Here is a 25,267-nt window from a genome sequence, read left to right as displayed (position 1 = left end):
GGCAGGTTGCGGTATTGGTATTTTCCTCTTTTCATATCGGAATGATTGCGCAAACTGAGCGTAATCAAGCGCCGGATTAAACTCACCAGAAGACAGTGCCTTGGCGGCCGTTCTGGCGCGAGCAGAGTTTGAGGACATCACCGCCACAACGCACCGGAAGGAACCGCCATGGATTTTGCCCCATCGCCGCGCGCCACGGAAATGTATGACCGCCTGAAAGCGTTTATGGAGGCGCATATCTACCCGCGCATACGCGATCACAAAGAAGAAATGGCGGCAGGCAGTTTCCCGGTTTCGTTTATGGAAGATCTCAAGGCGTTGGCCCGGGCCGAAGGGTTGTGGAACTTGTTCCTGCCCAGCCTGCGCGACGATGAACCCGGCACCCGGCTGAGCAATCTGGAATACGCGCCGCTGGCCGAACTTATGGGGCAGGTGGCCTGGTCTTCGGAAGTGTTCAATTGCAGCGCGCCCGATACCGGCAACATGGAACTGTTGCACATGTTCGCCACTCCGGAACAGCGCGAGACGTGGCTGGTGCCGCTGTTGAACGGTGAAATCCGATCCTCTTTTGCGATGACTGAACCGGATGTGGCCAGTTCGGACGCGACCAATATTACCACTTCGATACGGCGTGAGGGGGATGAATACGTCATCAATGGCCGCAAGTGGTTCATAACAAACGCCTGCCACCCAAACACCAGATTGTTTATCGTGATGGGCAAAACGGATCCCAATGCGGATCGGCACAAACAACAAAGCATGGTCATTGTCCCGAAGGACACGCCCGGTTTTGAGATTGTTCGCAACCCCACCATTCTGAACATGCACGACCCCGAAGGCCATGCCGAGCTGGTCTTCAAGGATGTGCGCGTTCCGGTCAGCAATCTTTTGGGCGAGGAAGGCAGCGGGTTCGCTCTGGCGCAGGCCCGGCTTGGTCCCGGTCGCATCCACCATTGCATGCGTTCGATCGGTGCGGCGGAAATGGCGCTTAACCTGATGGTCGAACGCGCGCAGGAACGGAAAGCGTTTGGCAAGCAGCTTGCAGAACAGGGCGTGATCCGCGAGTGGATCGCCAAATCCCGGTTAGAGATCGAACAGGCGCGGTTGCTGACCCTGAAAGCAGCCTGGAAGATTGATCAGGTGGGCGCCAAAGAAGCGTTCCGTGAAATTTCATTGATCAAGGTGGTGGCACCCAATGTGCATGCTGCTGTCACGGATCGCGCGATGCAGGTCTTTGGGGCGATGGGCATGACCCCGGATACACCGCTGGCCGACAGCTATACCTGGGCACGCGCGTTGCGATACGCGGATGGGCCGGACGAGGTGCATTTGCAGGCGATTGCCAAGCAAGAGTTGAAGAACTCGAATTTTGGCATGTCGGCCCAATGGTTGACCCCGCCATCGCGCTAGGCCGGGGGCGGCATCAGGTCTTGCGCGCCCTGCTTTGTTTGAGCGGCATAAACTGGGTATTTGTCCCGCGGCAGGGGGTAGGAAGCGAAGGACAGGACGTCCTGCGAAAATCCTACTGCCCTCTGACCTCGCGCACCCATGCGATGATGGTTTGGCGCGCTTCCACGTCCATTTGAACTGCTGAAGGCGGTGGCATGGCATGGCTGATCCCGGCCTGCAGGTAAATCTGGTCGGCGTGCCGGGCTACATCGCCCGGCGTTTCCAAATAAACCTTCTTGGGGGCCCATTTCATGGTGCCATAAACCGGCTCGCGGGCATGGCACATCGAACAATTGCCCAGCACGGTGTCATAGGCTTCTTCAAACCCAGCAGCCGACGCAAATTTTTCTTCGTAAGGTGTCAATGCCCTTGCTTCGGCGTCCTCCCATGTCTCGCCGGTTCTGACAGAAGACAGCCATGCGATCACGATCATGAGGATGACAGTAACACCCCAGGTCCAGTGCGGCCCTTTCCCGGTTGCGTGCATCGTGTTGAAGTAGTGACGGATGGTCACGCCGGTCAGAAAGATCAGGCTGGCGATGATCCATGAATACTGGGTGCCAAAGGCCAGAGGATAATGGTTCGACAGCATCAGGAACACGACAGGCAAGGTCAGGTAGTTGTTGTGCGTCGAACGCACCTTGGCGATTTTCCCATATTTGGCATCCGGCGTCCGACCGGCCTTGAGGTCTTCCACCACGATCCGCTGGTTGGGCATGATCTGGAAGAACACGTTGGCCGTCATGATGGTTGCGGTGAACGCACCCAGGTGCAAAAGCGCGGCACGACCGGTAAAAATCTGATTGTAACCCCAGGACATGGCCACCAGAATCAAGAACAACAACAGCATCAGCGCGGTGGGTTGCTCACTCAGGCGCGACTTGCACATCTGGTCGTAAAGCAGCCAGCCGATGGTCAGTGACCCGCCTGAAATCAATATCCCCTGCCACAACGCCAGATCCGCTTTGGTCGGATCAAGCAGGAACAACTCGCCCCCGACCCAATATATGATCATGAGCAAGGCCGCACCCGAAAGCCACGTCGTATAGCTCTGCCATTTGTGCCAGGTCAGGTGCTCGGGCATACGCGCGGGTGCGACAAGATATTTGACGGTGTGATAGAACCCGCCCCCGTGCACCTCCCACTCTTCGCCATAGGCCCCTTCTGGCAAGGCAGGGTTCGGCTTAAGCATCAGGTCGAGCGCGATAAAATAGAATGACGCGCCGATCCACGCCATCGCCGTGATCACATGCAGCCAGCGGACGGAAAAGGCCATCCACTCCCACAAAACAGCCAGGTCATACATGGCGTTGCTCCTACATATCCAAGTTCTTTGGCACTCTAGGCGACAGAGGTTTCATCGGGTATTGCTACGAAAGATCAAGCAGTATCAAAAATAACAATACAATGTCAGTCTACAGGATCACGCGGTGCAACGCTCAGCTGCCGCGATAGGTCGCGTAGCTGAAAGGCGAAAGTAGCAGCGGAACATGATAGTGGGCGTGTTCGGACATCCCGAACCGGATCGGGATCAAGTCCAGAAAACGCGGGCTTTCAGGCGGCACGCCAGTGGTGTCGAGGTATTCGCCCGCATGAAACATCAACTCGTATTCGCCTGTCGAGAACTCGGCCTCGGGAAGGATTTGTTCATTGGTGCGGCCGTCCTCGTTGGTGAGCAGAGTTTTCAGCAACGCGCGGTCTGTTCCGTTGATCCGGAACAACTCGATCTTCATCCCACTGGCAGGGCAGCCCCGCGCCGTATCCAGGACATGTGTTGTAAGGTAACCGGCCATTTGCACCTCTCGCTAAGCATTGCTGTTACTATTGCAATACCTTCGCGGCAGGCAAAGGCAGTCTGTCAAAAGACTGCTTACAGTATTTTTTGAAAAACATAGGTGATTGTTTGGGTTATTCGTCTTTTCAGCAAGAGGGAAATTGATGTGACGCGGTATCCACGAGACATGACCGGCTATGGCCGGCAAGTGCCAAACGCAAACTGGCCAAACGGGGCCAAAATCGCAGTTCAGATTGTCCTGAACTATGAGGAAGGCGGCGAGAACAACGTTTTGCACGGGGATGCCGCATCCGAGGCGTTTCTTTCCGAAATCACCGGTGCGGCCCCTTGGCCGGGGCAAAGGCACTGGAACATGGAATCCATTTACGAATACGGCAGCCGCACAGGGTTCTGGCGGGTGCATCGGCTTTTGCAGGACCTTCCTGTCACGGTTTATGGCGTTGCCACAGCATTAGCCCGTGCACCGGAGCAGGTTGCGGCGATGAAGGCCGCAGGCTGGGAGATTGCCAGCCATGGCCTGAAATGGGTTGAGCACAAGGACATGGACGCGGAAGAAGAACGCGCCCAGATCCGTGAAGCGATCCGGCTTCATACCGAGGTTGTCGGCAAGCCCCCGCGTGGCTGGTACACGGGTCGCTGTTCGATGAACACGGTCGATCTGGCCGCCGCCGAAGGCGAGCTGGCCTATATTGCCGACAGCTATGCCGACGACTTGCCCTATTGGGTCAAGGCCGGTGGCAAGGACCAGTTGATCGTGCCCTACACGATGGATTGCAACGATATGCGGTTTGCTATTCAGGCGGGCTATACCAATGGCGAACAGTTTGAAAGCTATCTCAAGGACAGCTTCGACATGCTTTATGCCGAAGGCCAAGCGGGCGAGCCGAAGATGCTTTCGATCGGACTGCATTGCCGCCTCATCGGCCGCCCTGGTCGCGCCATGGCCCTGAAACGCGCACTCGACCATTTCAAGAAACATGACGGAGTCTGGTTTGCCACCCGCGAACAAATCGCCGATCATTGGGCGCAAATGCATCCGCCAAGTCAACGGCTGACCCCGTCGGAAATGGACCAGCCAACCTTTGTCGCCGAATTTGGCGGCGTGTTCGAACACAGCCCGTGGATTGCCCAAGCGGCCTTTGATCTGGAGCTGGGTCCCACGCATGACAATGCCGCAGGGGTTCACAATGCTCTGGCGCGCGTATTCCGTTCTGCCACAGCCGAGCAGCGGCTTGGCGTCCTGACAGCCCACCCGGATCTGGCAGGCAAACTTGCTGCTGCGGGTCGTCTGACCAAGGAAAGCAAGGCAGAACAGGCCGGAGCGGGTCTCGACATGCTGACGGATGAAGAGCGTGCGACCTTCACGGCCTTGAACAACACTTACACGACCAAGTTCGGCTTTCCTTTTATCATTGCGGTCAAGGACAACACCAAAGCAAGCATTCTGGAGGCTTTTCACCGTCGGATAGACAGTAATCGAGACACCGAATTCGCCGAGGCCTGCCGTCAGGTCGAACGGATTGCCGAGTTGCGGCTGATCGAGAAATTCGCGCAATGACATCCACGCTGAAACTCCGGCCACTGACCGCCGAGGCCTTTGCGCCGTTCGGCGATGTCATCGAGGTGTCTGGCGCGGTGGACAAATACATCAATCAGGGAAAATGCGCGCGATACCATGATCGCGCCCAACTGGATTTCCATGAGGGGCGCGCAGGGATCAGCGTTTTCCAATCCCAGGCCTTCGACCTGCCCATCAAACTTGAAATGGTCGAGCGTCATCCCGACGGCAGCCAGGCCTTTCTACCGCTTTCAGATAAGCCCTTTGTCGTTGTCGTAGCGCCCGACAACGCGGGTGTACCGGGTGAGCCAGTTGCATTCATGACCGCGCCCGGACAGGGCGTGAATTATCATCGGAACACCTGGCACGGGGTACTGACACCGCTTCATCCCCCCGGGTTGTTCGCCGTGGTCGACCGAATAGGAAACGGGCCCAACCTTGAGGAATATTGGTTCCAGAACGCCTACACGATCACTGAATAAGGGACATTGCCGGAAGAGGGGCCGGTCCACGTAGTTTTTTTGGGAGGAAAAACGCGATGTCAGATGCAACTTTAGGGACGCCGGAGCAGCTCCGCGACCCGAACTACACCCCGCCAATTCTGAAGGCGGTCCCTTTGGGAATTCAGCACGTTCTGGCGATGTTTGTTTCCAACGTCACACCAGCCATCATCGTCTGTGGTGCGGCGGGTTTCGGGTTTGGTTCAAACAGCCCCGATTTCCCGCAGATGATCTACATGATCCAGATGTCGATGTTCTTTGCGGGCGTTGCGACACTGTTCCAGACCATTGGGCTGGGGCCTGTTGGCGCCCGCCTGCCAATCGTGCAGGGAACGTCATTTGCCTTTATTCCGATCATGATCCCGTTGGTGGTTGGTAAGGGCGTTGACGCGATTGCAGTATTGATGGGTGGTATAGTCGTTGGCGGCCTGTTTCATGCCAGCCTTGGGTTGTTCATTGGCCGTATTCGCTTTGCGCTTCCGCCCTTGGTTACCGGTCTTGTCGTGACCATGATCGGGCTTGCGCTTGTCAAGGTCGGCGTCCAGTACGCCGCAGGGGGTGTACCCGCCATCGGTACCGAAGAATACGGCTCTGGTCTGAACTGGCTCATGGCCGGAACTGTGATTGTTGTTACGCTGGGCCTGAAGTTTTTTGCCCGCGGTATGTTGTCGGTGTCGGCGGTTCTGATTGGCCTGTTGGTCGGATACGTTGTGGCATTCGCACTGGGTCAGGTGAATTTGGGCAATGTCGGGCGCGCGGCTCCGTTTGCAATGCCGAACCCATTTCACTTCGGTATCGAGTTTTCATTCGCGGCGATCATCGGGTTCTGTACGATGTCCTTTGTATCGGCTGTTGAAACGGTCGGGGATGTGTCCGGTATCACCAAGGGGGGCGCGGGACGCGAGGCAACCGACAAGGAAATTCAGGGCGCGACTTTTGCCGATGGTCTTGGAACTGCAGTATCAGGCGTCTTTGGGGCACTGCCGAACACGTCGTTCAGTCAGAACGTTGGCCTGATTGCCATGACCGGTGTCATGAGTCGCACGGTCGTAACCATAGGTGCCCTGTTCCTGATCATATGCGGGCTTATCCCCAAGATCGGCGCGGTGATCTCATCCGTTCCGATCGAGGTTCTGGGCGGTGGTGTGATCGTGATGTTCGGTATGGTGGTTGCAGCCGGTGTTTCGATGCTGTCGGACGTGACGTGGAACCGCCGCAACATGGTGATCTTTGCGATTTCACTCAGCCTTGGTCTGGGCTTGCAGTTAGAGCCCGGCGCCTTACAGCATCTGCCCGGAACTCTCAAAGTTCTGGCGACATCCGGGATCTTGCCTGCTGCGATCATTGCCATTGTCCTGAATCTGGTTCTGCCCGAAGAGCTTTCGGATGAATCTACGGAAGAGGTGTCCGGTGGAATGGCAGGCCACGGGCTGGGCTCTATCGAACAGGACGATCACGTCTGACCGGTTCAGCCCGGACTTGTAAACGAAGAAGCGGCGAGCTAATCGCGCCGCTTTTTTGGTTTCTGGCCGGTGTGGCAGGCTTGGCCCGTGGCTCACATAAGCAACGCGTCGTTCGACACGACGCTCAGGCGACCAAACGGGAATGTCGTTAGAAATCGACCTCAATCGCGATGCCTTTCTGTACGGCCAGTTCGACAACAGATGCAGCAACCGCCAGATCCTGAAGACCGACGCCCGTGCCATCGAACAACGTGATCTGATCGTCTGATGTTCGGCCCGGGTTCGTTCCGTTGATGACCGCACCCAACTGGATCAGGTCACTTTCTCTGATCAGGCCCTGTGCCACGGCGTGTTGCGCCTCGCCAATCGAAATTGACTGTGCGATTTCATCTGTGAATACGGATGCTTTGGCCAACAACGCCGCCTCGACTTCCTGCTTGCCCTTGGTGTCCGTTCCCATGCACGCGATATGCGTTCCGGGGCTCACATGGTTTGCCATCAGCGATGGTGCAAAAGCCGAGGTGATCGAGATTATGACATCCGCCTCGGTCATGCCATCAAGTTCGACCGCTTCGAACGGAACACCGGCTTCATTGGCGACCTTTTCAATGTTCGGCAACATCTCGGGATGGTAGTTCCAGCCAAGGACCTTTTCAAAGGCGCGCGTCTCCAGCGCCGAGCGTAGCTGAAAGGTTGCCTGATGCCCGGCCCCGATCATACCGATCACCCGCGCGTCCGCACGGGCAAGGTGCTTGATGGATACAGAAGAGGCCGCCGCAGTGCGCAAGGCCGTCAAAAGGTTGCCGCCAACCATCGCTGACGGTTTTCCGGTGTCAGGGTCAAAAAGAAAAACAGTGGACTGGTGATTGATCAACCCGCGCTTTTCCAGGTTATTTGGCCAATACCCCCCGGCCTTCAGGCCCAGTGTCAGCCCGGCGCGGTCAAACCCGCCTTTAAAGCCGTACAGGGCGTCCTCATGCCCGATGGCTTCGCGCACGACAGGAAAGTTATAGGCGTCCCCTGCTGCCATGGAGGCAAAGACCTGTTCGACGGCTTCAAAGGCCGCGTCGCGGGTCATGAGGTTGGCGATTTCGCGCTCGGGTACGATCAGCATGTCATTCTCCACTTGGAATTCGTGCGCCCGTGCGATTCACCGACAAAAGCGGGCGCGCACGGGCGACTGTCCGGCCATGTTTGGCCGGCGGTTTATTCTTTGAGCATTCAAGCTCAGTACGCGCGGCCGCGGGCTGACACCGGCCACACGCATTCGACCTTGCCATTCCGGACGCCCACATACCAATCGTGCACGTTTGCGGTTGGGTCACAGTGCCCCGGCACCAGCTTGAGTTTGTCATTGACCTTGAGCGCCCCGCTTGGATCCATCACGACGCCATGTTCATCCGAGCATTTGATGTATTCGACATCGTCACGCCCGAAAACAACGGGCAGACCGCTATCCACCGACTGCGCCTTCAGACCCGCATCGACGATTGCTTTGTCAGCCTTGGCATGGCTCATGACGCTGGTCAGGATGAAGAATGCGTTCTCCCACTCGCCCTGGTCGATCCGGTTGCCGTTCTCATCCAGGATGCGACCGTAATCGGCATCCATGAACGCATAAGACCCGCATTGCAGTTCATTATACACGCCCGAGTTGGATTCAAAGTAGTAAGACCCCGTACCGCCGCCCGAAACCAGCTCACACTCGATACCCTCGGCTTTAAGGCCGTCTACCGCGTCTTTGACCATCGCGATGGCGGTATCCAGTTTTTCCTTGCGTGCCTCATAGCTATCGAGGTGTTGCATGGCACCCTGATAGGCCTGAATTCCGCTGAATTTCAGGTTGTCTGCCGCCTCAACCGCCTTGGCGATTTCAATCACTTCGGGCGTCGTTGTGACCCCGCACCGCCCTGCGCCGCAATCGATTTCCACGAAGACTTCCAGCTGTGTGCCATGCCGGACTGCCGCCGCCGAAAGGTCGGCGACATTTTCCAGATCGTCGACACACACGATAATGCGGCTGCCCAGCTTTGGCAGGCGTGCGAGGCGGTCAATTTTGGCCGGGTCACGCACCTGGTTCGAAACCAGAACGTCCTTGATCCCACCACGAACGAAAACTTCGGCCTCGGAAACTTTCTGGCAGCAGACACCGACGGCACCACCGATTTTTTCTTGCAGCTTGGCCACATCAACCGACTTGTGCATTTTACCATGCACGCGGTGACGCATCCCGTGCGCCTTGGCATAATCGCCCATCTTCCTGATGTTGTGTTCAAGCGCGTCGAGATCCAAAATCAGGCTGGGTGTCTGGATATCTGCTTCGTCCATGCCGGGCTTGGCCGGAATGTCGTAACCTACTTCGAACTGGTCGAGAGTGCTCATATCTTTCATCTCCGTAATCCTATACCGGGATAGTTTTTTGTTGGGGTGTATTCAGACATTCATCCAGGGCAGCCGGTCCAGATCGACATTGCCACCTGTAACAATCAGTCCGACACGCTTGCCCCTGAAGGCGTCCGGGTTTTTGAGAACCGTGGCCAGCGGAACGGCCGAAGATGGCTCCATCACAATCCGCAGGTGCTTCCATGTCAGTTTCATCGCATCGATGATCTCTTGCTCGGAGGCTGTGTAAATCTCTGAGACGTGGTTCGATACGAAATGCCAGGTGAGATCCTTCAGCGGCACCAGCAACCCGTCAGCAATCGTCTTTGGCGCATCATCCGCGATGATATGACCGGCCTTGAAGCTGCGATAGGCGTCGTCTGCCTGTTCCGGTTCTGCCGCTATGATTGCTGTTTCTGGGGCCAGATTGGACAGGGTCAAACAGGTTCCAGATACCATGCCACCGCCGCCGATTGGCGCGACGACTGCGTCCAGACCGTCGGTCTGCTCGATAAACTCGCGCGAACAGGTGCCTTGCCCGGCGATGACCCGAGGATCGTTGTAGGGGTGAACAAAGTCACTGCCCGTAGCCGCCTGAACCTCGGCAAATGTCGCTTCGCGCGACGAGGTGGAAGGTTCGCATTCTGTAATCTTCCCTCCATAACGGCGGACCGTGTCCTTCTTTGCTTGCGGCGCTGTCCGCGGCATGACCACGTTGCAGGGAATGCCCCGTTTCATCGCCGCATAAGACAGGCACGAGGCGTGATTGCCCGAAGAATGGGTGGCGACACCTTTTTCGGCCTGTTTCTCATCCAGCCCAAAAACCGCATTGGTGGCACCTCGTACTTTGAAAGCACCCGGTTCCTGAAAGTTCTCGCATTTGAAGAACAGCTGCGCGCCTGACAGTTCGTTGAGAAAGTCCGAGGTTCGCACCGGGGTGCGGCGGATATGGGGTTTGATCCGGTCATGTGCCGCAAGCATGTCTTCATAGGTTGGGATATACATTGTGCAATCCTTCATCATGCCGCGTTCTTCTGAACGGAACCGGGATGGCCACGATAGTATTCCTGTGCGGCAGCAACTCCGGACCCCAGGTCGATGTTCAGGCCCAGGTCAACCATGCACATCTCCGCAGTGGCGATCCCGGACAGAGCCATGACATCCGTCAGGCTGCCCAGATGCCCGATCCGGAACACCTTGCCCGCGACCTCACCAAGGCCCACGCCAAAGGCAACGCCGTATTTTTCAGCTGCGTGCGTGACAATATCCGTCGCGTTGAAGCCGTTCGGCGTGCGGATTGCGCTTACGGTATCGGAATAGACCGCCGGGCTGCTGGCACAAAGCTCCAGCCCCCACGCCCCCACAGCGGCACGGACCCCTTCGGCAATCCGGTGGTGTCGGGCGAAAACGTTCTCCAGACCTTCACTCAACAGCATCGAGCAGGCTTGATTGAGGCCATTCATCAACCCGACAGCGGGTGTATAGGGGTAAGCATTGTTGGCGTATCCCTTGGTCATGTCCCGGACGTCAAAAAATGTGCGGGGCAGGGTGCCGGTTTTGGTTGCTTCCATCGCTTTCTGGCTGAAACCGACGATGGCAAGGCCAGCGGGCAACATGAAACCCTTCTGCGACCCGGTAACGGCAACATCCACGCCCCATTCATCAAACCGGAAATCCATCGACGCGATTGATGAAACGCCATCAACAAACAGCAGGGCGGGGTGTTGCGCGGCGGTCAGCGCCCTGCGCACAGCAGCGATATCCGACTTCACGCCAGTTGCCGTCTCATTATGCGTGGCTAGAACCGCCTTGATCTCATGGTTTTTGTCGGCGGTAAGGATTTCTTCGTACCGGTCAGCCGGCAGCCCATCGCCCCACGGGGTTTCGACGATGTCGACATTCAGCCCATGGCGCTGGCACATATCGATCCAGCGATGGCTGAACATGCCGTTGCGGGCCGCCAGGACCTTGTCACCAGCGGACAGCGTATTGGTCAGGGCGGTTTCCCAACCCCCGGTTCCGGTCGACGGGAAAATGAAGACTTCGGCACTGTCGCTTTTCAGAATCTCCCGCACGCCCGCACGCGCAGGATGCAGGATTTGCCCGAACAATGGCGAACGATGGTCGATCGTGGGCATATCGCAGGCTTTGCGCAGGCTTTCCGGGATGTTCGTCGGGCCCGGGATGAAAACGGGGTTTTGAAAGCTCATGGATGGTCTCCTTCCGTCCTTGCCAGCACAATAAGTATCAGCGATCCAATTGGAAATTTTTTTGAAAACGTATTTCAAAATTTATCTACCGAGATTTAACTTATAGTTGTCAGTGAGTTATATTTTTCATATCCTGAAATAGTCTTTCATAAATGATCAGAGGGTTTTTATGGAATCGCAAGACAATGACCCGAAGCTCCGTCGCAAAGCCCGGGGAAGGCCGCGGGGGTGGGATGACAAAACCGCGCAGAATACGATCAAATCACTGGATCGGGCGATGGAGGTTTTCGAGTATCTGAGCCAGGCCCAAGGCAAAGCGCTTACTGAACTTTCAGATGAAATGCGCCAGGCACCGGCCACTGTTTATCGTATCCTCGTGACGTTGCAGGGCAGGGGCCTGGTCGAGTTCGACTATGAAGAACAGGTTTGGCACATTGGCCCGCAGGCGTTTGTGATCGGCTCGCGGTTTCTGCGCCGTACCAGTCTGGTGGAACGGGCAAGGCCGATCATGCGCAAGCTGATGGAAACCACGAGCGAGACCGCCAATTTGGGAATTGAGAAAGAAGGTCTGGTGCTGTTCCTGAGCCAGGTTGAAACACATGAAAGCATCCGGGCGTTTTTTCCCCCCGGCACATTGTCACCCATGCACGCGTCGGGCATCGGAAAAGCGTTGTTGGCCCATATGGACGAAGACAGATTGAACCGAAGGTTGGCCGCCGCGAATTTACAGGCTTTTACGGATCAGTCGATTACCAGCCCCGAGGCGTTGAAGAAAGATCTTGCAGCCATCAGATTGCGGGGTTTTTCCGTGGACAACGAAGAAAAGACTACAGGTATGCGATGCATTGCAGCACCCGTTTTCGATATGAACAGAGAGGCGGTCGCAGGGCTTTCCGTGTCCGGGCCAACCAGCCGCGTGGGAGCAACCGAAATCGAACGGCTGAGCCGCCCGGTGATGGAAGCCGCGCGCCAGTTGACGCTGGCTATTGGTGGGACAGTGGTGTCTCCGCAACCCTAAGGTTTTGCCGCCAAATTGCGGCGAATGCTGACCCCAGATCCGTCTGCCGCGCCACAACACCAACGCGCGGAAATGTGCCTCGCAAACAAAAACTGAAACGCGATTCAGATGTACCCATCTCCGGTCACCCGATTTTCAGCACCCCCTTATTATTCTGCGACTTTTTGTTTTTGTTTGTGTTTATTGAACTGTTGGTCGAAGAGGTTTTTGAAGGGTCCGTTTTTCTGCATGAGTTGGTCGAGGTTTCCCTGTTCGGCGATAGTGCCGTCCTGGATGACGATGATCTTGTCTGCCTCCAGCACGGTTGACAGGCGGTGGGCGATGACGATGACGGTGACATCCTGTGTCAGGGCGTCCAGCGCCTCTTTGACCAGCGATTCCGATTCCGCGTCCAGCGCGCTTGTGGCCTCGTCCAGCAGCAGGATTTCGGCCTTGCGCAGAATGGCGCGGGCAATCGCGATGCGCTGTTTCTGACCGCCCGACAGAAAGGTTCCGTTTTCGCCCACCGGGGTCTCATAGCCCTGCGGCAGGTCTGTGATGAACTGATGCGCATGTGCGGCCCGGGCTGCCGCGATCACCTCTTCATCGCTCGCCTCGGGTGCCGAGCAGCGCAGGTTGTCCATCACCGAGGCCGAGAACAGGAACGTGTCCTGACCGACATACGAGATTTTCCGCCGCAGCGAGGCAAAGCTGACATCCCTCAGGTCCTGGCCATCGATCTCGACGCTGCCCTGATCGGGGTCGTAAAACCGCATGATCAGGCCAAACAACGTGGATTTGCCACCACCGGACTGGCCGACAAGGGCCGTGGTTTTCCCGGCCTCGAAAGTGGCGCTCATGTTGTCGATCACCGGCACCGTGCCCTGATAGCCAAAGGTCACATTGCGCAGCGTGATCTGTCCGGGGCCGTCACTCAGGTCACGGGCCCGGGGGCTTTCCACCATCGTGTCCTCCTGATCCAGCAGGCTGAACAACAGGCCGACACCGACCATGCAGGTTTCAATCTGGACCCGCATCCTGGACAGGCGCTTGGCGGGTTCATAGGCCATCAGCAAAGCGGTGATGAAGGACATCAACTGACCCGCGGTCGGCTGTTCGGTGCCCGCGATGCCCATCGTGCTGACAATGAGAACCCCGGCAACCGCCAGACCGGCCAGAAACTCCATCAGCGGGCTGGCAATGGCCTGCAGCCGGGCGATGTCGTTCGAGCGCTGTTCGACCTTCCGGATCGCGGTCTCCATTCGGTCGATCATGCGATCTTCAAGCGCAAACACCTTGATCACCTTGATCCCCGCCGAGGTCTCCTGCAGCACCCGGATGATCTCGGCCAGCGATTTGAACTCGGCCTGCATGATCGAGCGGACGCTTTTCAGCAGATACCGCACCCCCAGAAGGGCAACCGGGCCCACCACAAAGAACATCACCGACAGGACCGGCTGCTGATACACCATGACCACAATCAGGCCGACCAGGGTCAGGGCATCGCGGACAAACCCGGTGACCAGAACATCGATCAGGCCCCGGGCCGATTGCGCGCCATTGGTCGTGCGCATCAGCAAATCCGATGATTCATTGGTCGAAAAGAACGACACCCCGTGCCGGACCAGCTTGCGGTACAGCTTCTCCTGCTGCTGGGCCACAATCCGGTTGCCCGCGCGCGCCAGAAAGACGGCCTGAACATACGAGGCCACCGCCTTGGTCAGGAACAGAAGCACAACCCCCAGCGCAATGACATGCGCCCATCCCCGCAATTCCGGGCTGGTCATGGCATCGACGATATATTCCATCATGTAAGCCGAGCCGGCGGTGGTGACCGCCACCGCGATCATCGCCAGGATCGCAACGCCGTAAAGCCCGCCCTGCGCATAAAAGCTCTCACCGACAAGCCGGCCCATATAGCCCGATCGCCACTTGTTCCAGGCGCGCTTCATCATTGCGTTCTCCAAATCCGTGAAACGGTGCGCACGCTCAGATACCCCATATCCCGTCGCGCCTAAAGGACAGATGCAACCCTGCGGCAGACCAACCCATCCCAACATCCAAACACGCTAAATAAGACCTAACCCTCAAACCCGCAACCAATACCAAAACCAAAACCAAAAAACTCAATCAAGCCAATACCGCTATTGAACGGCTAATGGTTCAGCAGGTTCTTGAGGTATTCGCCGTAGTCGTTTTTGCCGAATCTTTGGGCGCGGGCTTCGAGGTCCTGGTCGCTGATCCAGCCCAGCGTATGGGCGATTTCGTCAGGTGATCCGGTTTGCAGGCCTTGCCTGTCCTGAAGCGTACGCACAAAGTTTCCGGCGTCCAGCAGGCTTGCGTGGGTTCCGGTATCCAGCCAGGCATAACCGCGCCCCATGCGGTTGACGCTGAGCAACCCGGCCTCAAGGTACATTTCAAGCAAGGTGACAATCTCAAGCTCGCCGCGTGCAGACGGTTTTACGGCGCGGGCCCGTTCAGGGGCAGAGCCGTCCAGAAAATACAGCCCGGTCACGGCGTAGTTCGATGGCGGCACTTGGGGTTTCTCGACAATCTGGGTGACGGCGCCAGCCTCGTCATAGGCCACGACCCCGTAGCGTTCGGGATCAGCGACCCGATAGCCGAAGACAGTGCCTCCGGTCTCTTTGGCGTCTGCCGATTGCAGGATCTCGGGCAGGCCGTGCCCAAAGAAAATGTTGTCGCCCAGCACCATGGCCGAGGGGGCACCATCCAGAAAGTCTTCCGCCAGAATATAGGCTTGCGCCAACCCGTCAGGAGAAGGTTGAACAATCCAGGTCAGGGACAGGCCCCATTGGCTTCCGTCACCCAACAGGCGCTGAAACTGCTCCTGATCCTGCGGCGTCGTGATCATCGCGATGTCGCGGATCCCGGCCAGCATCAGCACCGAAAGGGGGTAATAGATCATCGGCTTGTCATAGATGGGCAAAAGCTGTTTCGAGACGCCCATCGTGATCGGATAAAGTCGGGTGCCTGACCCGCCTGCCAGAATGATACCTTTGCGTTTCTTGCCGTTCCGGGTCGTCATGTGCCGAGCTCTCCAAGGTCTTCAAGTATGCTGTGCAGGCCCGCCTTCCAATCCGGACGGGGCACGCGCAGTTCCGTTGTCAACGTCGTGCAGTCCAGGCGGCTGTTCAGGGGGCGTTTCGCGGGGGTCGGGAATGCGCTGGACGGAATGTCTTCGACATTGCAGTCAATGCCGGCCTGATCGAAGATCTCGCGCGCAAAATCGGCCCAGCTGACATCAGGGCCACCGCTGCAATGGTAAATTCCGGTCTTTTCATCCGGGTTTGTCAAAAGGGCACGGGCCGCGCCGATACAGGCCCCGGCCAGTGCCGATGCCGGGGTTGGACCGCCAATCTGGTCTGCGACGATCGTCAGGTGGTCACGCTCTTTGCCGAGGCGCAGCATGGTTTTGACGAAGTTATGTCCATGTGACGACACCACCCAAGAGGTTCGTATGATTGCATGGGGTCCGCCCGCCGCAATCACACCGGCCTCACCCGCCAGCTTGGTGCGCCCATAGGCGCCCAGCGGGCCGGTCGCGTGGTTGGGTAAGAACGGGGCCGTGCCCGCCCCGTCAAACACATAATCTGTCGAGACCTGAACAAACGGCAATCCGCGCCCGGCCGCAGCTTTGGCCAGCGCCGTGGGCGTGGTTCCGTTGATCAGCAGGGCAAGGTCTTCCTCCGCCTCGGCCTTGTCGACGGCGGTATATGCGGCGGCGTTGATCACCGCATCCGCATCGGTGTTGCGAACCAGGGCCGCGCACCCTTCGGGATCGGTAAAATCCGCCTTGTCGCGCCCAAGCGCTTCAACCGAGATTTCCCCGCCACACCGGATCAGTTCCCGGCCCAGCTGACCGGTCGCCCCGAAGACCAGAAGTTTCACGCGCTGACCCCCAGCCGTTCGCCAACGCCGGACCGGCCTTGCAGGGACCGCCACCACTCTTCATTGTTCAGGTACCATTCAACCGTTCTGCGCAGACCCTCCTCTACCGTCACGGATGGGCGCCAGTTCATTTCGTTGCGCATCCGCGAGGGATCGATGGCGTAACGCGCATCATGCCCGGGGCGGTCTGTGACAAAGGTGATCTGGTCCGCATAGACCCCCTGCGGTTTCGGGCGCAGGTCGTCCAGGATCGTGCAAAGCGTCTGCACCAGTTCCAGATTGCTGCGCTCGTTCTCGCCACCGATGTTGTAGGACCGGCCGACAGCCCCCTTTTGCACCACCAGCAAAAGCGCGTCGGCGTGATCCTCGACATACAGCCAGTCGCGGACATTCGAGCCGTCACCATAGATCGGCAGCGCCTTGCCCGCGATTGCGTTCAGGATCACAACGGGGATCAGCTTTTCAGGGAAATGATAGGGTCCGTAATTGTTCGAACAGTTGGTCAGCACCACCGGCAGGCCATAGGTCTCGTGCCAGGCCCGGACCAGATGATCGCTGGAGGCTTTCGATGCGGAATAGGGTGACCTCGGATCATAGGGAGTATCCTCGGTGAACTGGCCGGAGGGCCCCAGGCTGCCAAAGACTTCATCGGTCGAGATATGGTGGAACCTGAAAGTGTCCGGTTTTCCCTGTCCGGCCCAATAGCTGCGCGCCGCCTCCAGCATGTTGTATGTGCCCAGGACATTGGTTTCGATGAAAGCCCCCGGCCCGTCGATGGACCGGTCAACATGGGATTCTGCCGCCAGGTGCATCACCGCATCAGGCGCATGTTCGGCAAACACCGCCTTCAGGGCCGCAGGGTCGCGGATATCTGCGTGAACAAAGGCATAGTTCGGGTTCTCTGCAACCTCGGCAACATTGTCGAGGCAGGCCGCATAGGTCAGCGCATCAAGGTTCACGACCTGATGTCCGTCCGCAATGGCACGCCGCACGACCGCGGACCCGATGAAACCCGCACCACCTGTCACCAACAGTTTCATATTCTATCCTTCGTAAACAAACGGGCTGTCAAAATCGGCCAGGGCAGGCGCAATCCTGTCCTTGTCGCTCAGCACCGGGTTCCCCTGCAAGGGCCAATCAATACCACAGGTGTCCCAGCGCACACCCCCATCGGCATCCGCATTGTAAGAGCTGGTACATTTGTAGCAGATTTCGGTGTCGGGCTCTAACGTCACAAAACCATGGGCAAAACCCGCCGGCACCCAAAGCTGTCGCCCGTTCTCAAAGCTGAGCTCGATGCCGAAAGATTGCCCATAGGTCGGCGATCCCTTGCGGATATCGACAGCGACATCATAAAGCGCCCCCCGGCCCGCCCGCACCAATTTGCCCTGCGCATGCGGAGGCGCCTGAAAATGCAGGCCGCGCAATGTCCCCACCGCGGACGACAACGAATGGTTGTCCTGCACAAACTCCGGCAACACAACCCCAGCCTCTTCCAGCCGCGCCTTGTTCCAGCTTTCAGAAAAAAAACCCCGCAAATCCCCATGCCGCTGCGGGCGAATAACCAACACACCCGACAACCCCGTCCGCTCAATCTCCATAACACCTAACCTCAACCGTCTGTTGCCTGTGTTAGGCGAGTATTGTCAGGCTGGGTGTCAATGCAAGGGTGATGCGCGAATTGCTGCTCAGATGATCGCAGACGGAAATGGCGGTTCGTTGCTTTACTGATCCCTCAAACCGCTAGGTCGCCTGCTGGTTCAGCATCTCAAGCACGGCGTCGCGTTCCGACAGAACCAGCAGCAAGGCTAGATCGCCCGGTTCCATCTGTTTCAGGATCATCGCGGCGGCCTCCGACGGGGATGCGGCCCTTTGGATCTGGGTCTTGTCATATCCCTGTTCCAGGGCAGACTTTTCGATCAGGTCCGGTATCTCTCCCAATGAGCGGCCCCGTAGATACCCTTCCAGTTCAGCAGCAACGACCACGTCGGGTTGGAAATTCAACGCGGTTGCAGTGACGTCCCGAATGTCCTGATCCGAGCGATCTCCGGCATGGCTGAGCATGATGAACCGCCGTTTTGCTGGCAGGGCCGACAGCGCATCGCACACGGCAGAAATCGAATGCGGGTTATGCGCGAAATCCACGAAAACCTGAGCGCCGTTGTATAGGAATTCGTTACAGCGACCCGGATTGTCCCTGGCATCCGGTTTGAACCCGGCCAACCCATGCCGCACCGCCTCAAGCGTCAGCTTCAAAGCCAGCGCAAGGCACATAGCCGCCAGAGCGTTCAGGATGTTGTATTTCGCGGCCCCGCCCATGGTCAGGGGCACGTCGGACACAGCTATGACCACCTGCTCGGACCGGCCGTCGAAAAAGACGATATTGCCCTGCGAAACATAAGCGCAGCATGTTCCCGCGTCCCGCGCCCGACGGATCAGATCACTCCCGGCATCCAGAGAAAACCACCAGATATTTGCCGTAGTGTTTTCGGCCTCGGCACGGACAAAAGGATCATCGGCATTCAGGGCCAGAACGCCGCCCTTGGTCAGTGTCCGGTGCACGGCGAATTTCGCCTGAGCCAGCTCGGGCACCGTGTTGACGCCGTATTGCCCCAGATGATCGTTCGCCACGTTGGTGACAGTGGCGGCCATGGCGGCACGTGTCGGCAGGCCGCGGCGCAGGATACCCCCACGGGCCACTTCGAGGCAGCCGATTTCAAGCCGCTTGTCGCGTAGCAACATCCGCCCTCCGCCGGGGCCGGAATAATCGCCGCGATCCAGAATATCATCACCCACCCGCACAAACTCGGTCGAGGTCAGTCCCGCGACCTTGCCCGAGGCGCGGGCGATGGCCTCCAGCAACCGGGTCGTCGTGGTCTTGCCATTTGTTCCGGTGATGAAGGCGACGGGGATGTTGTGAAGGGCGGGCCAGTCCACGTCATCCGGGGCGGGCAATGCGTCGACAGGCCAGGTTTGACTGCCGGTGCCATGCCCGATGGAAATTTCGTCATCGTCGCACAGGATATCCACGCCATGCGCCTCGGCTGCCGTGATCAGGGCGATCAGCGCAGGATTGGCCTCCTTCGCCATGACGCCTTTGACGTCCCGGATCATCTGATCAAAATCGCCCGGCGTCGTCGCCAACAACTCTGCCGCACAGAAATGCCAGGCGGTCTGCGCTGCAAAGATCGCGGAATAAAGCTGATCCATCGGTGCCGAGATTGCCAGATTGACACCACCGGTGAAGGTACGGTGGGTCAGTGCCTGATCCTGCCAGCCAAGCGCATCAAGAACGCGCCGGGCATGTTTTTCCCACAGTGCAATGACCTGCGCGGGGTCGATATCCGTGAAAAACACATCCATCACCGCGCCGGGGTGATCCCATAACAGGCCGGGGCCGGTCAGACGCCGCGCGTCATCCACCTGAATATGATCAGCGGTCGCGCTTTCGATGGTCAGCGCGGTTTCAAGCTCTTCGATCCGGTCCATTCCGGTGCCTCCGCTCAATCCGCGTCTTCGCTGATTTCACGCGCCAGTCTTACGCCGCGTTCGTCCCGGATCAGGTTCTGGTCGCTGTCGAACATGTCCTCGAACGTGGTATCGGCGGGGCTGGTTTTGGGTGTCGCCTCGGTTTCAGAGGTTTCGCCATCGGAATTGAAGTAGATGATCTGTTTCCAGCAGCGTGTGGTGTCATCTCCGAAGATCACCAGCAGATCGCCCGGTGCCGCCATCTCCAGCGCTGTGGTTACGGCCTCAACCTCATCCGGGATGATCGAGATTGCCTCATCCGGCGTCCCGCAATCGATCAGGGCCTGCCGCATCATTTGCGGCACCTCGTCATGCCCGCGACCCCGGCGGCGGTCATCGGCCTTGCAGATGAAGTGGTCAAAATGCCCGGCCAGCGCTGCGGCCCCATCAACAATGTCTTCATCGCGCCGATCACCGGGCATCGCAACAACGCACAGCCTGCGGCCCTTGACTTCCAACTGATCGGCCAAAGCGGCCATCGCCTTCAGCGCGGCAGGGTTGTGGCCGTAATCAAGGATCACCTTGAAGGGATGTTCATCATAGACATTCATCCGCCCCGGTGCCTGGAAATAACTTGTGTCGAAAGTGCGCAGTCCATGCCGGATATTGTCCAGATCGACCCCAAAGCTATAGGCCATCGCCGCTGCGACCATGGCGTTTTGCACGTTGAATATCGCCTTGCCTTCAAGCGTGGCGGGGATCAGATGCGACCACAGAACCGGGATGTGAAGCCCTTTGTCATAGATGGTCAGCATGTCGCCATTCATGCCTTTTTCCAGCACGATGGCCTTGCCCCCTGTCTTGATATGTTCCTTGACCAGACTGTGACCGGGGTTGGTCGTGACATAGAAGATCTGATCCGCCCCGGCGTAATCGGCCATCTTCAGACAATTGATGTCGTCAGCGTTCAGAACGGCCGTATCGGTTGCGCTTTCCACTACCACCCGTTTGACGACGGCCAGTTCCTCGACCGTATTGATCCCGCCCAGGCCCAGATGATCTGCCGAGACGTTCAGACAGGCCGCCACGTTCGAGCGTTGATAGCCCAGACCCGAGCGCACCAGCCCGCCCCGCGCGGTTTCCATCACTGCAAAATCGACCATCGGATCACGCAGGACGATCTGTGCCGATTTCGGGCCGGTCATGTCCCCCTTGACGCTCAACTTGCCATCCACATAGACGCCGTCGGTCGAGGTCATGCCAACGATCTTGCCACTGGTTTTCATGATATGACCCAGCATCCGCGACGTTGTCGTCTTGCCGTTGGTGCCGGTGATGGCTGCAATCGGGATGCGGGTCTGTTCATTGGCAGGGAACAGCATGTCGATGACCTTGCCCGCCACATCGCGCGGCTGACCTTCGGACGGGGCCACATGCATCCGGAAACCGGGGGCCGCATTTACTTCGACAATCGCGCCACCGATATCCTTGTAGGATTTGGTAATATCGTCGATCAGGAAATCGACACCGCCCACATCCAGCCCGACGGCCATGATGGCGCGTTCGGCCATGTCGCGGTTGTCGGGATGCACCACGTCGGTCAGATCGATGGCGGTGCCACCGGTTGACAGGTTCGCGGTCGAGCGCAGATAGAAAACCTCACCCTCGGGCAGGACAGTGTCTTCCGTCACGCCCGCATTCTCCATCAGGCGGTTAGCCTGATTGTCCAGCTCGAGCCTGGTCAGCACTTTTTCGTGCCCGATGCCCCGGCGTGGGTCCTGGTTCACCATGTCGACCAGTTCGGCAATCGTATGGGTTCCGTCGCCTATTACATGGCCGGGGACGCGTTTGGCCACCGCAACCAGCTTGTCGTTCACGACCAGCATCCGGTGATCAAAGCCGGTGATGAAGCTCTCGACCAGAATGGCGCGGCTGCGCGAATGCTCCTTGGCCTCGGCAAAACCCGCCTCGACCTCGGCATCGGAATTCAGATTGATCGAAACGCCGCGCCCATGGTTGGCGTCCAACGGTTTGACCACCACCGGAAACCCGATCCGGGCTGCCGCGCGTACGGCCTCGCGGGCCGAATAGACCATGCGCTGCTGCGGAACCGGCAGGCCAAGATCGTTCAGCAGATTATGGGTGTCTTCCTTGTCACAGGATATCTCGACCGAGATATGCTTGGTCTCGGACGTAATTGTCGCCTGAATGCGTTTCTGAAACTTGCCGTGTCCAAATTGCACAAGCGAGCCGGAATTCAGCCTGATCCACGGAATGTCGCGTTCCTGCGCCGCCTTGACCAGCGATCCGGTCGATGGGCCAAATTCCTTGCGTTGCGCCCGCAGCACAAAGCTGCGCAGTTCTTCATCCCAGTTGAAGTCCGGGTCGAATTCGTAATCCACCTGATCTTTCAGGGATTGCGGCAGCAGGTGCATCAGTAACCGCATCGCCAGATTGCCCGCATCCAGACCGACGTCGCGCTGGCGGTATTCATAGACCATATTGTACTGGCCCGGCTCACCTGTGCCGCGCGTACGTCCAAAGGTCACGTCGGACCCGGCCACGTTCTGAACTTCGATGGCGCAATGTTCCAGCACATGTCCCAGCCAGGTGCCTTCATCCTCGCGCAGGCGGCGGATAAAGCCGCCGGGTTCGCGATAGGAACAGCCGTGTTCCGCCAGACCGGGAAGCGCCTTGATCAAGGCGTCAATAAACTCGGAACCAATTTTTGCCGAGGGCCACTCTTCCAGAACACCCAGATCGATGACGTGGCGAATGACCGGAAAACTTGCCCAGACATTCGGGCCGACAAAGACATTGGTCGAGATTATTTTCATGAGGCTCCCCGTTGGTTAGCTTTTTGTTTTCCCCCCGCTGGCGGCCTCTTGACCGGACATGTCCGGCAATGTGCAGAACGCCAAATGCTCATCCGGCGGAAAAGCCTGGCGAGCCGTCAGATCATAACGGCACCCTTCGCCCAGAACGTCAAGCCGAAGTCCAAGCAGGCTCAGCGCTTCGCCGCGGCGCGCGTCCCACATCGATGAATGGGTCAGATGACTGGCGTCCACGACGGTAACCGATCCGCTGCCCACGACTTCAAGGACATTATCGGGTCCGATGAAGGCTGCCGTGTCTTCGTCGATACCCAGTCCGATCAAAAAAGGGTTGAAAGATGAAGCGGTTAGCAAACGTCCCAGCCGATTGCGCTGTGTGAAGTGCTGGTCGATGATGACGGCGTTGGTCAAACCCATGCCCGGAGCCAGCGTGATATTGCCCTCAGCCGGGGCCGAGTTGCTGCTGCCCCCGGCCACCATATGTTCGGACATGATCGACGCCCCGGCTGAAGTGCCGGCAACCGGCACACCGGCCGCATTCCGGCGGCGTATTTTCTGCGCCACAAGCGTGCCACCCAGAATCGCCGACAGCCGCAGCTGGTTGCCACCGGTCATGAATATCCCTGTGGCGCGGTCCAGCATCTCGGCATAATCGGGATTGTCGCAATCGGCACGCCGCGAGATGGGCAGAAATTCGACTTTGCCTGCACCCAGTTCGGAAAAGATGCGATTGTAGTCCGGTCCGGTTTCTTCCAGCATCGAGGCTGTCGGGATCACGACAATATCGGCGTTCTCACCCCCTGAAAGCTCTACGAACTTGCGGTGAATCTGCATTTCCTTAACGCGGTCTTCGCCGCCGCCGATCGGGATGATGAACCCGCGCGGGGTCTCTGCATCAACGGGTGCAGGGCACATATCTTACTTACCTTCCGGTATAAAAGCAGCCAGCCATCGGGGCCACTCGGACGCTTAACCTGTTCATACATGCCGTGTCGGGCCATCTGACCCTATCGGACATGCCGTTCCCCCCCCAGCGACATCACATGCCGCACGGCAGGGATTTCGTCAAGAACCACCGGTTTTGTGCCTGCTTCAGCCTGCCAGTGCCAAACCCTGCACGACAAAAGCGATCCCCCCGAAACATCAAAGCTCCGGGGGGATCAGATTGCCCGTCAGTTTGCGCGCTGGTTCAGATGTCGAATTTGACACCCTGCGCCAGCGGGAGCTCTGCCGAGTAGTTCACGGTGTTGGTCTGGCGGCGCATATAGGCTTTCCACGCGTCCGAGCCGCTTTCGCGTCCGCCACCGGTTTCCTTTTCGCCACCGAATGCGCCACCGATCTCGGCGCCCGAGGGGCCTATGTTGACGTTGGCAATACCGCAATCCGACCCCGCCGCAGTCAGAAACTGCTCGGCCTCGCGCATGTTCAGCGTGAACACACAGGATGACAGCCCTTGCGGCACATCGTTTTGAAGCTGGATCGCATCGTCAAAGTCGTCGTAGCCCATAACATAAAGGATTGGCGCGAAAGTTTCGGTTTTCACGACCGCGCTTTGGCCGGGCATTTCGACGATTGCGGGCTGCATATAGACACCCGCAGGAAGCCCTTCGGTCACGCGTTCACCGCCAAACACGGTGCCGCCTTCGGCCCTTGCGGCCTCCAGTGCGGATTTCATGGCGGCACCCGATGCCTCATCCACCAGTGGTCCGATCAACGTGCCCTCAGACAGCGGATTGCCGATGGCCAGACCGGCATAAGCCTTTTTCAGGCGGCCCACCAGTTCCTCACGGATCGAGTTGTGCACGATCAGACGGCGCAGCGTGGTGCAACGCTGACCGGCGGTCCCAACGGCCGAGAAGACAATGGCGCGCACGGCCATTTCCAGATCCGCCGAAGGGCCGACGATCATCGCGTTGTTTCCGCCCAGTTCCAGAATGCACTTGCCAAAGCGTGCCGCAACAATGGGCGCAACCGCACGACCCATACGTGTCGAACCCGTGGCCGAGATGATCGGAACATCTTCGCTGGCCACCAGCGCCTCGCCCAACTCCGCGCCACCGATCAGGACCTGAAGCAACCCTTCGGGGGCATCGCCAAACCGCACCAGCGCGCGTTCAAAGATCTTCTGGCAGGCCATCGCTGTCAGCGGGGTCTTCTCGGACGGTTTCCAGATCACCGGATCGCCACAGACCAGTGCCAAAGCGGCATTCCACGACCAGACCGCAACTGGGAAATTGAAGGCCGAGATCACCCCGACCGGACCCGCCGGATGCCAGGTTTCCATCATCCGGTGACCTGGGCGTTCCGACGCGATGGTCAGACCATAAAGCTGACGCGACAGACCAACGGCAAAGTCGCAGATGTCGATCATCTCCTGCACTTCGCCCAGACCTTCGGAGGTGATCTTGCCGGCCTCCCAGCTGACAAGCGCGCCCAGTTCGTCCTTGGCCGCGCGCAGCTCTTCGCCCAGCAGGCGGATCAATTCGCCCCGACGCGGGGCCGGCACAACGCGCCACGCCTTGAACGCGTTTTTGGCGCGGGCAATGATCGCGTCCATTTCGGTGGCCCGAGTTTCGTGCACTTCGGCCAGCAGGCTGCCGTCAATCGGCGACGTCACCTTCAGAGTGCCGCCCTTCAATGCAGCATCCGTCAGATCCAGATTTGCAAGCGTGGTTTGGGCTGTCATTACGATGTCTTTCATA

Annotated in this window: 20 protein-coding genes; 5 read left to right on the top strand and 15 right to left on the bottom strand. The window is 58.4% G+C overall.

Going from position 1 to position 25,267, the window contains the following annotated elements:
• Positions 1 to 168: 168 nt before the first annotated feature.
• Positions 169 to 1,410: an acyl-CoA dehydrogenase family protein gene (locus ACR3E2_RS18380; protein WP_480484851.1), complete on the top strand. Its 1,242-nt coding sequence runs from the start codon at positions 169 to 171 to the stop codon at positions 1,408 to 1,410.
• A 112-nt stretch (positions 1,411 to 1,522) separates the two neighbouring features.
• Here the strand turns inward: ACR3E2_RS18380 and ACR3E2_RS18375 are convergent, their stop codons facing one another.
• Both ACR3E2_RS18375 and uraH read right to left on the bottom strand, forming a co-directional pair.
• A complete protein-coding gene (locus tag ACR3E2_RS18375; protein ID WP_480484850.1) occupies positions 1,523 to 2,755 on the bottom strand; it encodes a urate hydroxylase PuuD in 1,233 nt (410 codons plus the stop codon).
• A gap of 133 nt (positions 2,756 to 2,888) precedes the next feature.
• Complete coding sequence (gene uraH, locus ACR3E2_RS18370; protein ID WP_480484849.1) at positions 2,889 to 3,242, bottom strand: hydroxyisourate hydrolase; 354 nt, start codon at positions 3,240 to 3,242, stop codon at positions 2,889 to 2,891.
• Between the two features lie 147 nt (positions 3,243 to 3,389).
• On the opposite strand from uraH, the gene puuE reads away from it, so the two are divergent.
• Genes puuE through ACR3E2_RS18355 form a run of 3 tightly spaced genes read left to right on the top strand, consistent with a single transcriptional unit; the run spans position 3,390 to position 6,765 of the window.
• Positions 3,390 to 4,802, top strand: coding sequence for an allantoinase PuuE (puuE, locus tag ACR3E2_RS18365; RefSeq protein WP_480484848.1), 1,413 nt, complete (start codon positions 3,390 to 3,392; stop codon positions 4,800 to 4,802).
• A complete protein-coding gene (locus ACR3E2_RS18360; RefSeq protein WP_480484847.1) occupies positions 4,799 to 5,284 on the top strand; it encodes an ureidoglycolate lyase in 486 nt (161 codons plus the stop codon). Before puuE ends, ACR3E2_RS18360 begins: the two co-directional genes overlap by 4 nt.
• 56 nt (positions 5,285 to 5,340) lie before the next feature.
• A complete protein-coding gene (locus ACR3E2_RS18355) occupies positions 5,341 to 6,765 on the top strand; it encodes a uracil-xanthine permease family protein (protein WP_480484846.1) in 1,425 nt (474 codons plus the stop codon).
• A gap of 148 nt (positions 6,766 to 6,913) precedes the next feature.
• Here ACR3E2_RS18355 and bhcD read toward each other — a convergent pair whose 3' ends face one another.
• From bhcD to bhcA, 4 genes are all read right to left on the bottom strand, one after another.
• On the bottom strand, positions 6,914 to 7,879 hold the full coding sequence (gene bhcD / locus ACR3E2_RS18350) for an iminosuccinate reductase BhcD (protein WP_480484845.1): 966 nt from the start codon (positions 7,877 to 7,879) through the stop codon (positions 6,914 to 6,916).
• Positions 7,880 to 7,992: 113 nt separating this feature from the next.
• Positions 7,993 to 9,156, bottom strand: a complete 1,164-nt coding sequence (gene bhcC, locus ACR3E2_RS18345; RefSeq protein ID WP_480484844.1) for a 3-hydroxy-D-aspartate aldolase BhcC — start codon at positions 9,154 to 9,156, stop codon at positions 7,993 to 7,995.
• 42 nt (positions 9,157 to 9,198) lie between these two features.
• Positions 9,199 to 10,167: a beta-hydroxyaspartate dehydratase BhcB gene (gene bhcB / locus ACR3E2_RS18340; protein ID WP_480484867.1), complete on the bottom strand. Its 969-nt coding sequence runs from the start codon at positions 10,165 to 10,167 to the stop codon at positions 9,199 to 9,201.
• Entirely contained in the window at positions 10,167 to 11,357 is a 1,191-nt protein-coding gene (gene bhcA, locus ACR3E2_RS18335) for an L-aspartate--glyoxylate aminotransferase BhcA (RefSeq protein WP_480484843.1), read from the bottom strand. The genes bhcB and bhcA overlap by 1 nt, the downstream gene beginning before the upstream one ends.
• A gap of 169 nt (positions 11,358 to 11,526) precedes the next feature.
• On the opposite strand from bhcA, the gene bhcR reads away from it, so the two are divergent.
• Complete coding sequence (bhcR, locus tag ACR3E2_RS18330) at positions 11,527 to 12,375, top strand: HTH-type transcriptional regulator BhcR (protein ID WP_480484842.1); 849 nt, start codon at positions 11,527 to 11,529, stop codon at positions 12,373 to 12,375.
• Positions 12,376 to 12,524: 149 nt separating this feature from the next.
• On the opposite strand, the gene ACR3E2_RS18325 is transcribed toward bhcR, so the two are convergent.
• The 9 genes from ACR3E2_RS18325 to amaB form a co-directional block, all read right to left on the bottom strand.
• A complete protein-coding gene (locus ACR3E2_RS18325; protein WP_480492846.1) occupies positions 12,525 to 14,309 on the bottom strand; it encodes an ABC transporter ATP-binding protein in 1,785 nt (594 codons plus the stop codon).
• Between the two features lie 200 nt (positions 14,310 to 14,509).
• The gene (rfbA, locus tag ACR3E2_RS18320) at positions 14,510 to 15,400 is read right to left on the bottom strand and encodes a glucose-1-phosphate thymidylyltransferase RfbA (RefSeq protein WP_480484785.1); all 891 of its coding nucleotides are present in this window, start codon (positions 15,398 to 15,400) and stop codon (positions 14,510 to 14,512) included.
• Positions 15,397 to 16,263, bottom strand: a complete 867-nt coding sequence (gene rfbD, locus ACR3E2_RS18315) for a dTDP-4-dehydrorhamnose reductase (RefSeq protein WP_480484786.1) — start codon at positions 16,261 to 16,263, stop codon at positions 15,397 to 15,399. The genes rfbA and rfbD overlap by 4 nt, the downstream gene beginning before the upstream one ends.
• Positions 16,260 to 17,303: a dTDP-glucose 4,6-dehydratase gene (rfbB, locus tag ACR3E2_RS18310; protein WP_480474420.1), complete on the bottom strand. Its 1,044-nt coding sequence runs from the start codon at positions 17,301 to 17,303 to the stop codon at positions 16,260 to 16,262. Before rfbB ends, rfbD begins: the two co-directional genes overlap by 4 nt.
• Before the next feature lie 3 nt (positions 17,304 to 17,306).
• Positions 17,307 to 17,864: a dTDP-4-dehydrorhamnose 3,5-epimerase gene (rfbC, locus tag ACR3E2_RS18305; RefSeq protein WP_480484787.1), complete on the bottom strand. Its 558-nt coding sequence runs from the start codon at positions 17,862 to 17,864 to the stop codon at positions 17,307 to 17,309.
• A gap of 142 nt (positions 17,865 to 18,006) precedes the next feature.
• Positions 18,007 to 19,752 (bottom strand): Mur ligase family protein, encoded by a 1,746-nt coding sequence (locus ACR3E2_RS18300; protein WP_480484788.1) that lies wholly within the window; start codon positions 19,750 to 19,752, stop codon positions 18,007 to 18,009.
• Between the two features lie 14 nt (positions 19,753 to 19,766).
• Complete coding sequence (cphA, locus tag ACR3E2_RS18295) at positions 19,767 to 22,568, bottom strand: cyanophycin synthetase (RefSeq protein ID WP_480484789.1); 2,802 nt, start codon at positions 22,566 to 22,568, stop codon at positions 19,767 to 19,769.
• Positions 22,569 to 22,583: 15 nt separating this feature from the next.
• Positions 22,584 to 23,480 carry a cyanophycinase gene (locus ACR3E2_RS18290; RefSeq protein ID WP_480484790.1) on the bottom strand — a complete coding sequence of 299 codons (897 nt, stop codon included), beginning with the start codon at positions 23,478 to 23,480 and terminating at the stop codon, positions 22,584 to 22,586.
• Between the two features lie 274 nt (positions 23,481 to 23,754).
• Positions 23,755 to 25,266, bottom strand: a complete 1,512-nt coding sequence (gene amaB / locus ACR3E2_RS18285) for an L-piperidine-6-carboxylate dehydrogenase (RefSeq protein WP_480484791.1) — start codon at positions 25,264 to 25,266, stop codon at positions 23,755 to 23,757.
• Position 25,267 lies beyond the last annotated feature (1 nt).

The sequence above is a fragment of the Ruegeria sp. AL7 genome, from assembly GCF_056536105.1.
Note: the sequence above shows the minus strand (reverse complement) of the source record. Positions and strands in the feature narration are given on the sequence as shown.

What these genes read in the sequence shown, in the direction of transcription:
- ACR3E2_RS18380 (WP_480484851.1), top strand. Translation starts at nt 169, where the DNA reads ATGGATTTTGCCCCATCGCCGCGCGCCACGGAAATGTATGACCGCCTG.
- ACR3E2_RS18375 (WP_480484850.1), bottom strand. Translation starts at nt 2,755, where the DNA reads ATGTATGACCTGGCTGTTTTGTGGGAGTGGATGGCCTTTTCCGTCCGC.
- uraH (WP_480484849.1), bottom strand. Translation starts at nt 3,242, where the DNA reads ATGGCCGGTTACCTTACAACACATGTCCTGGATACGGCGCGGGGCTGC.
- ACR3E2_RS18360 (WP_480484847.1), top strand. Translation starts at nt 4,799, where the DNA reads ATGACATCCACGCTGAAACTCCGGCCACTGACCGCCGAGGCCTTTGCG.
- ACR3E2_RS18355 (WP_480484846.1), top strand. Translation starts at nt 5,341, where the DNA reads ATGTCAGATGCAACTTTAGGGACGCCGGAGCAGCTCCGCGACCCGAAC.
- bhcD (WP_480484845.1), bottom strand. Translation starts at nt 7,879, where the DNA reads ATGCTGATCGTACCCGAGCGCGAAATCGCCAACCTCATGACCCGCGAC.
- bhcC (WP_480484844.1), bottom strand. Translation starts at nt 9,156, where the DNA reads ATGAAAGATATGAGCACTCTCGACCAGTTCGAAGTAGGTTACGACATT.
- bhcB (WP_480484867.1), bottom strand. Translation starts at nt 10,167, where the DNA reads ATGAAGGATTGCACAATGTATATCCCAACCTATGAAGACATGCTTGCG.
- bhcA (WP_480484843.1), bottom strand. Translation starts at nt 11,357, where the DNA reads ATGAGCTTTCAAAACCCCGTTTTCATCCCGGGCCCGACGAACATCCCG.
- bhcR (WP_480484842.1), top strand. Translation starts at nt 11,527, where the DNA reads ATGGAATCGCAAGACAATGACCCGAAGCTCCGTCGCAAAGCCCGGGGA.
- ACR3E2_RS18325 (WP_480492846.1), bottom strand. Translation starts at nt 14,309, where the DNA reads ATGATGAAGCGCGCCTGGAACAAGTGGCGATCGGGCTATATGGGCCGG.
- rfbA (WP_480484785.1), bottom strand. Translation starts at nt 15,400, where the DNA reads ATGACGACCCGGAACGGCAAGAAACGCAAAGGTATCATTCTGGCAGGC.
- rfbB (WP_480474420.1), bottom strand. Translation starts at nt 17,303, where the DNA reads ATGAAACTGTTGGTGACAGGTGGTGCGGGTTTCATCGGGTCCGCGGTC.
- rfbC (WP_480484787.1), bottom strand. Translation starts at nt 17,864, where the DNA reads ATGGAGATTGAGCGGACGGGGTTGTCGGGTGTGTTGGTTATTCGCCCG.
- ACR3E2_RS18300 (WP_480484788.1), bottom strand. Translation starts at nt 19,752, where the DNA reads ATGGACCGGATCGAAGAGCTTGAAACCGCGCTGACCATCGAAAGCGCG.
- cphA (WP_480484789.1), bottom strand. Translation starts at nt 22,568, where the DNA reads ATGAAAATAATCTCGACCAATGTCTTTGTCGGCCCGAATGTCTGGGCA.
- ACR3E2_RS18290 (WP_480484790.1), bottom strand. Translation starts at nt 23,480, where the DNA reads ATGTGCCCTGCACCCGTTGATGCAGAGACCCCGCGCGGGTTCATCATC.
- amaB (WP_480484791.1), bottom strand. Translation starts at nt 25,266, where the DNA reads ATGAAAGACATCGTAATGACAGCCCAAACCACGCTTGCAAATCTGGAT.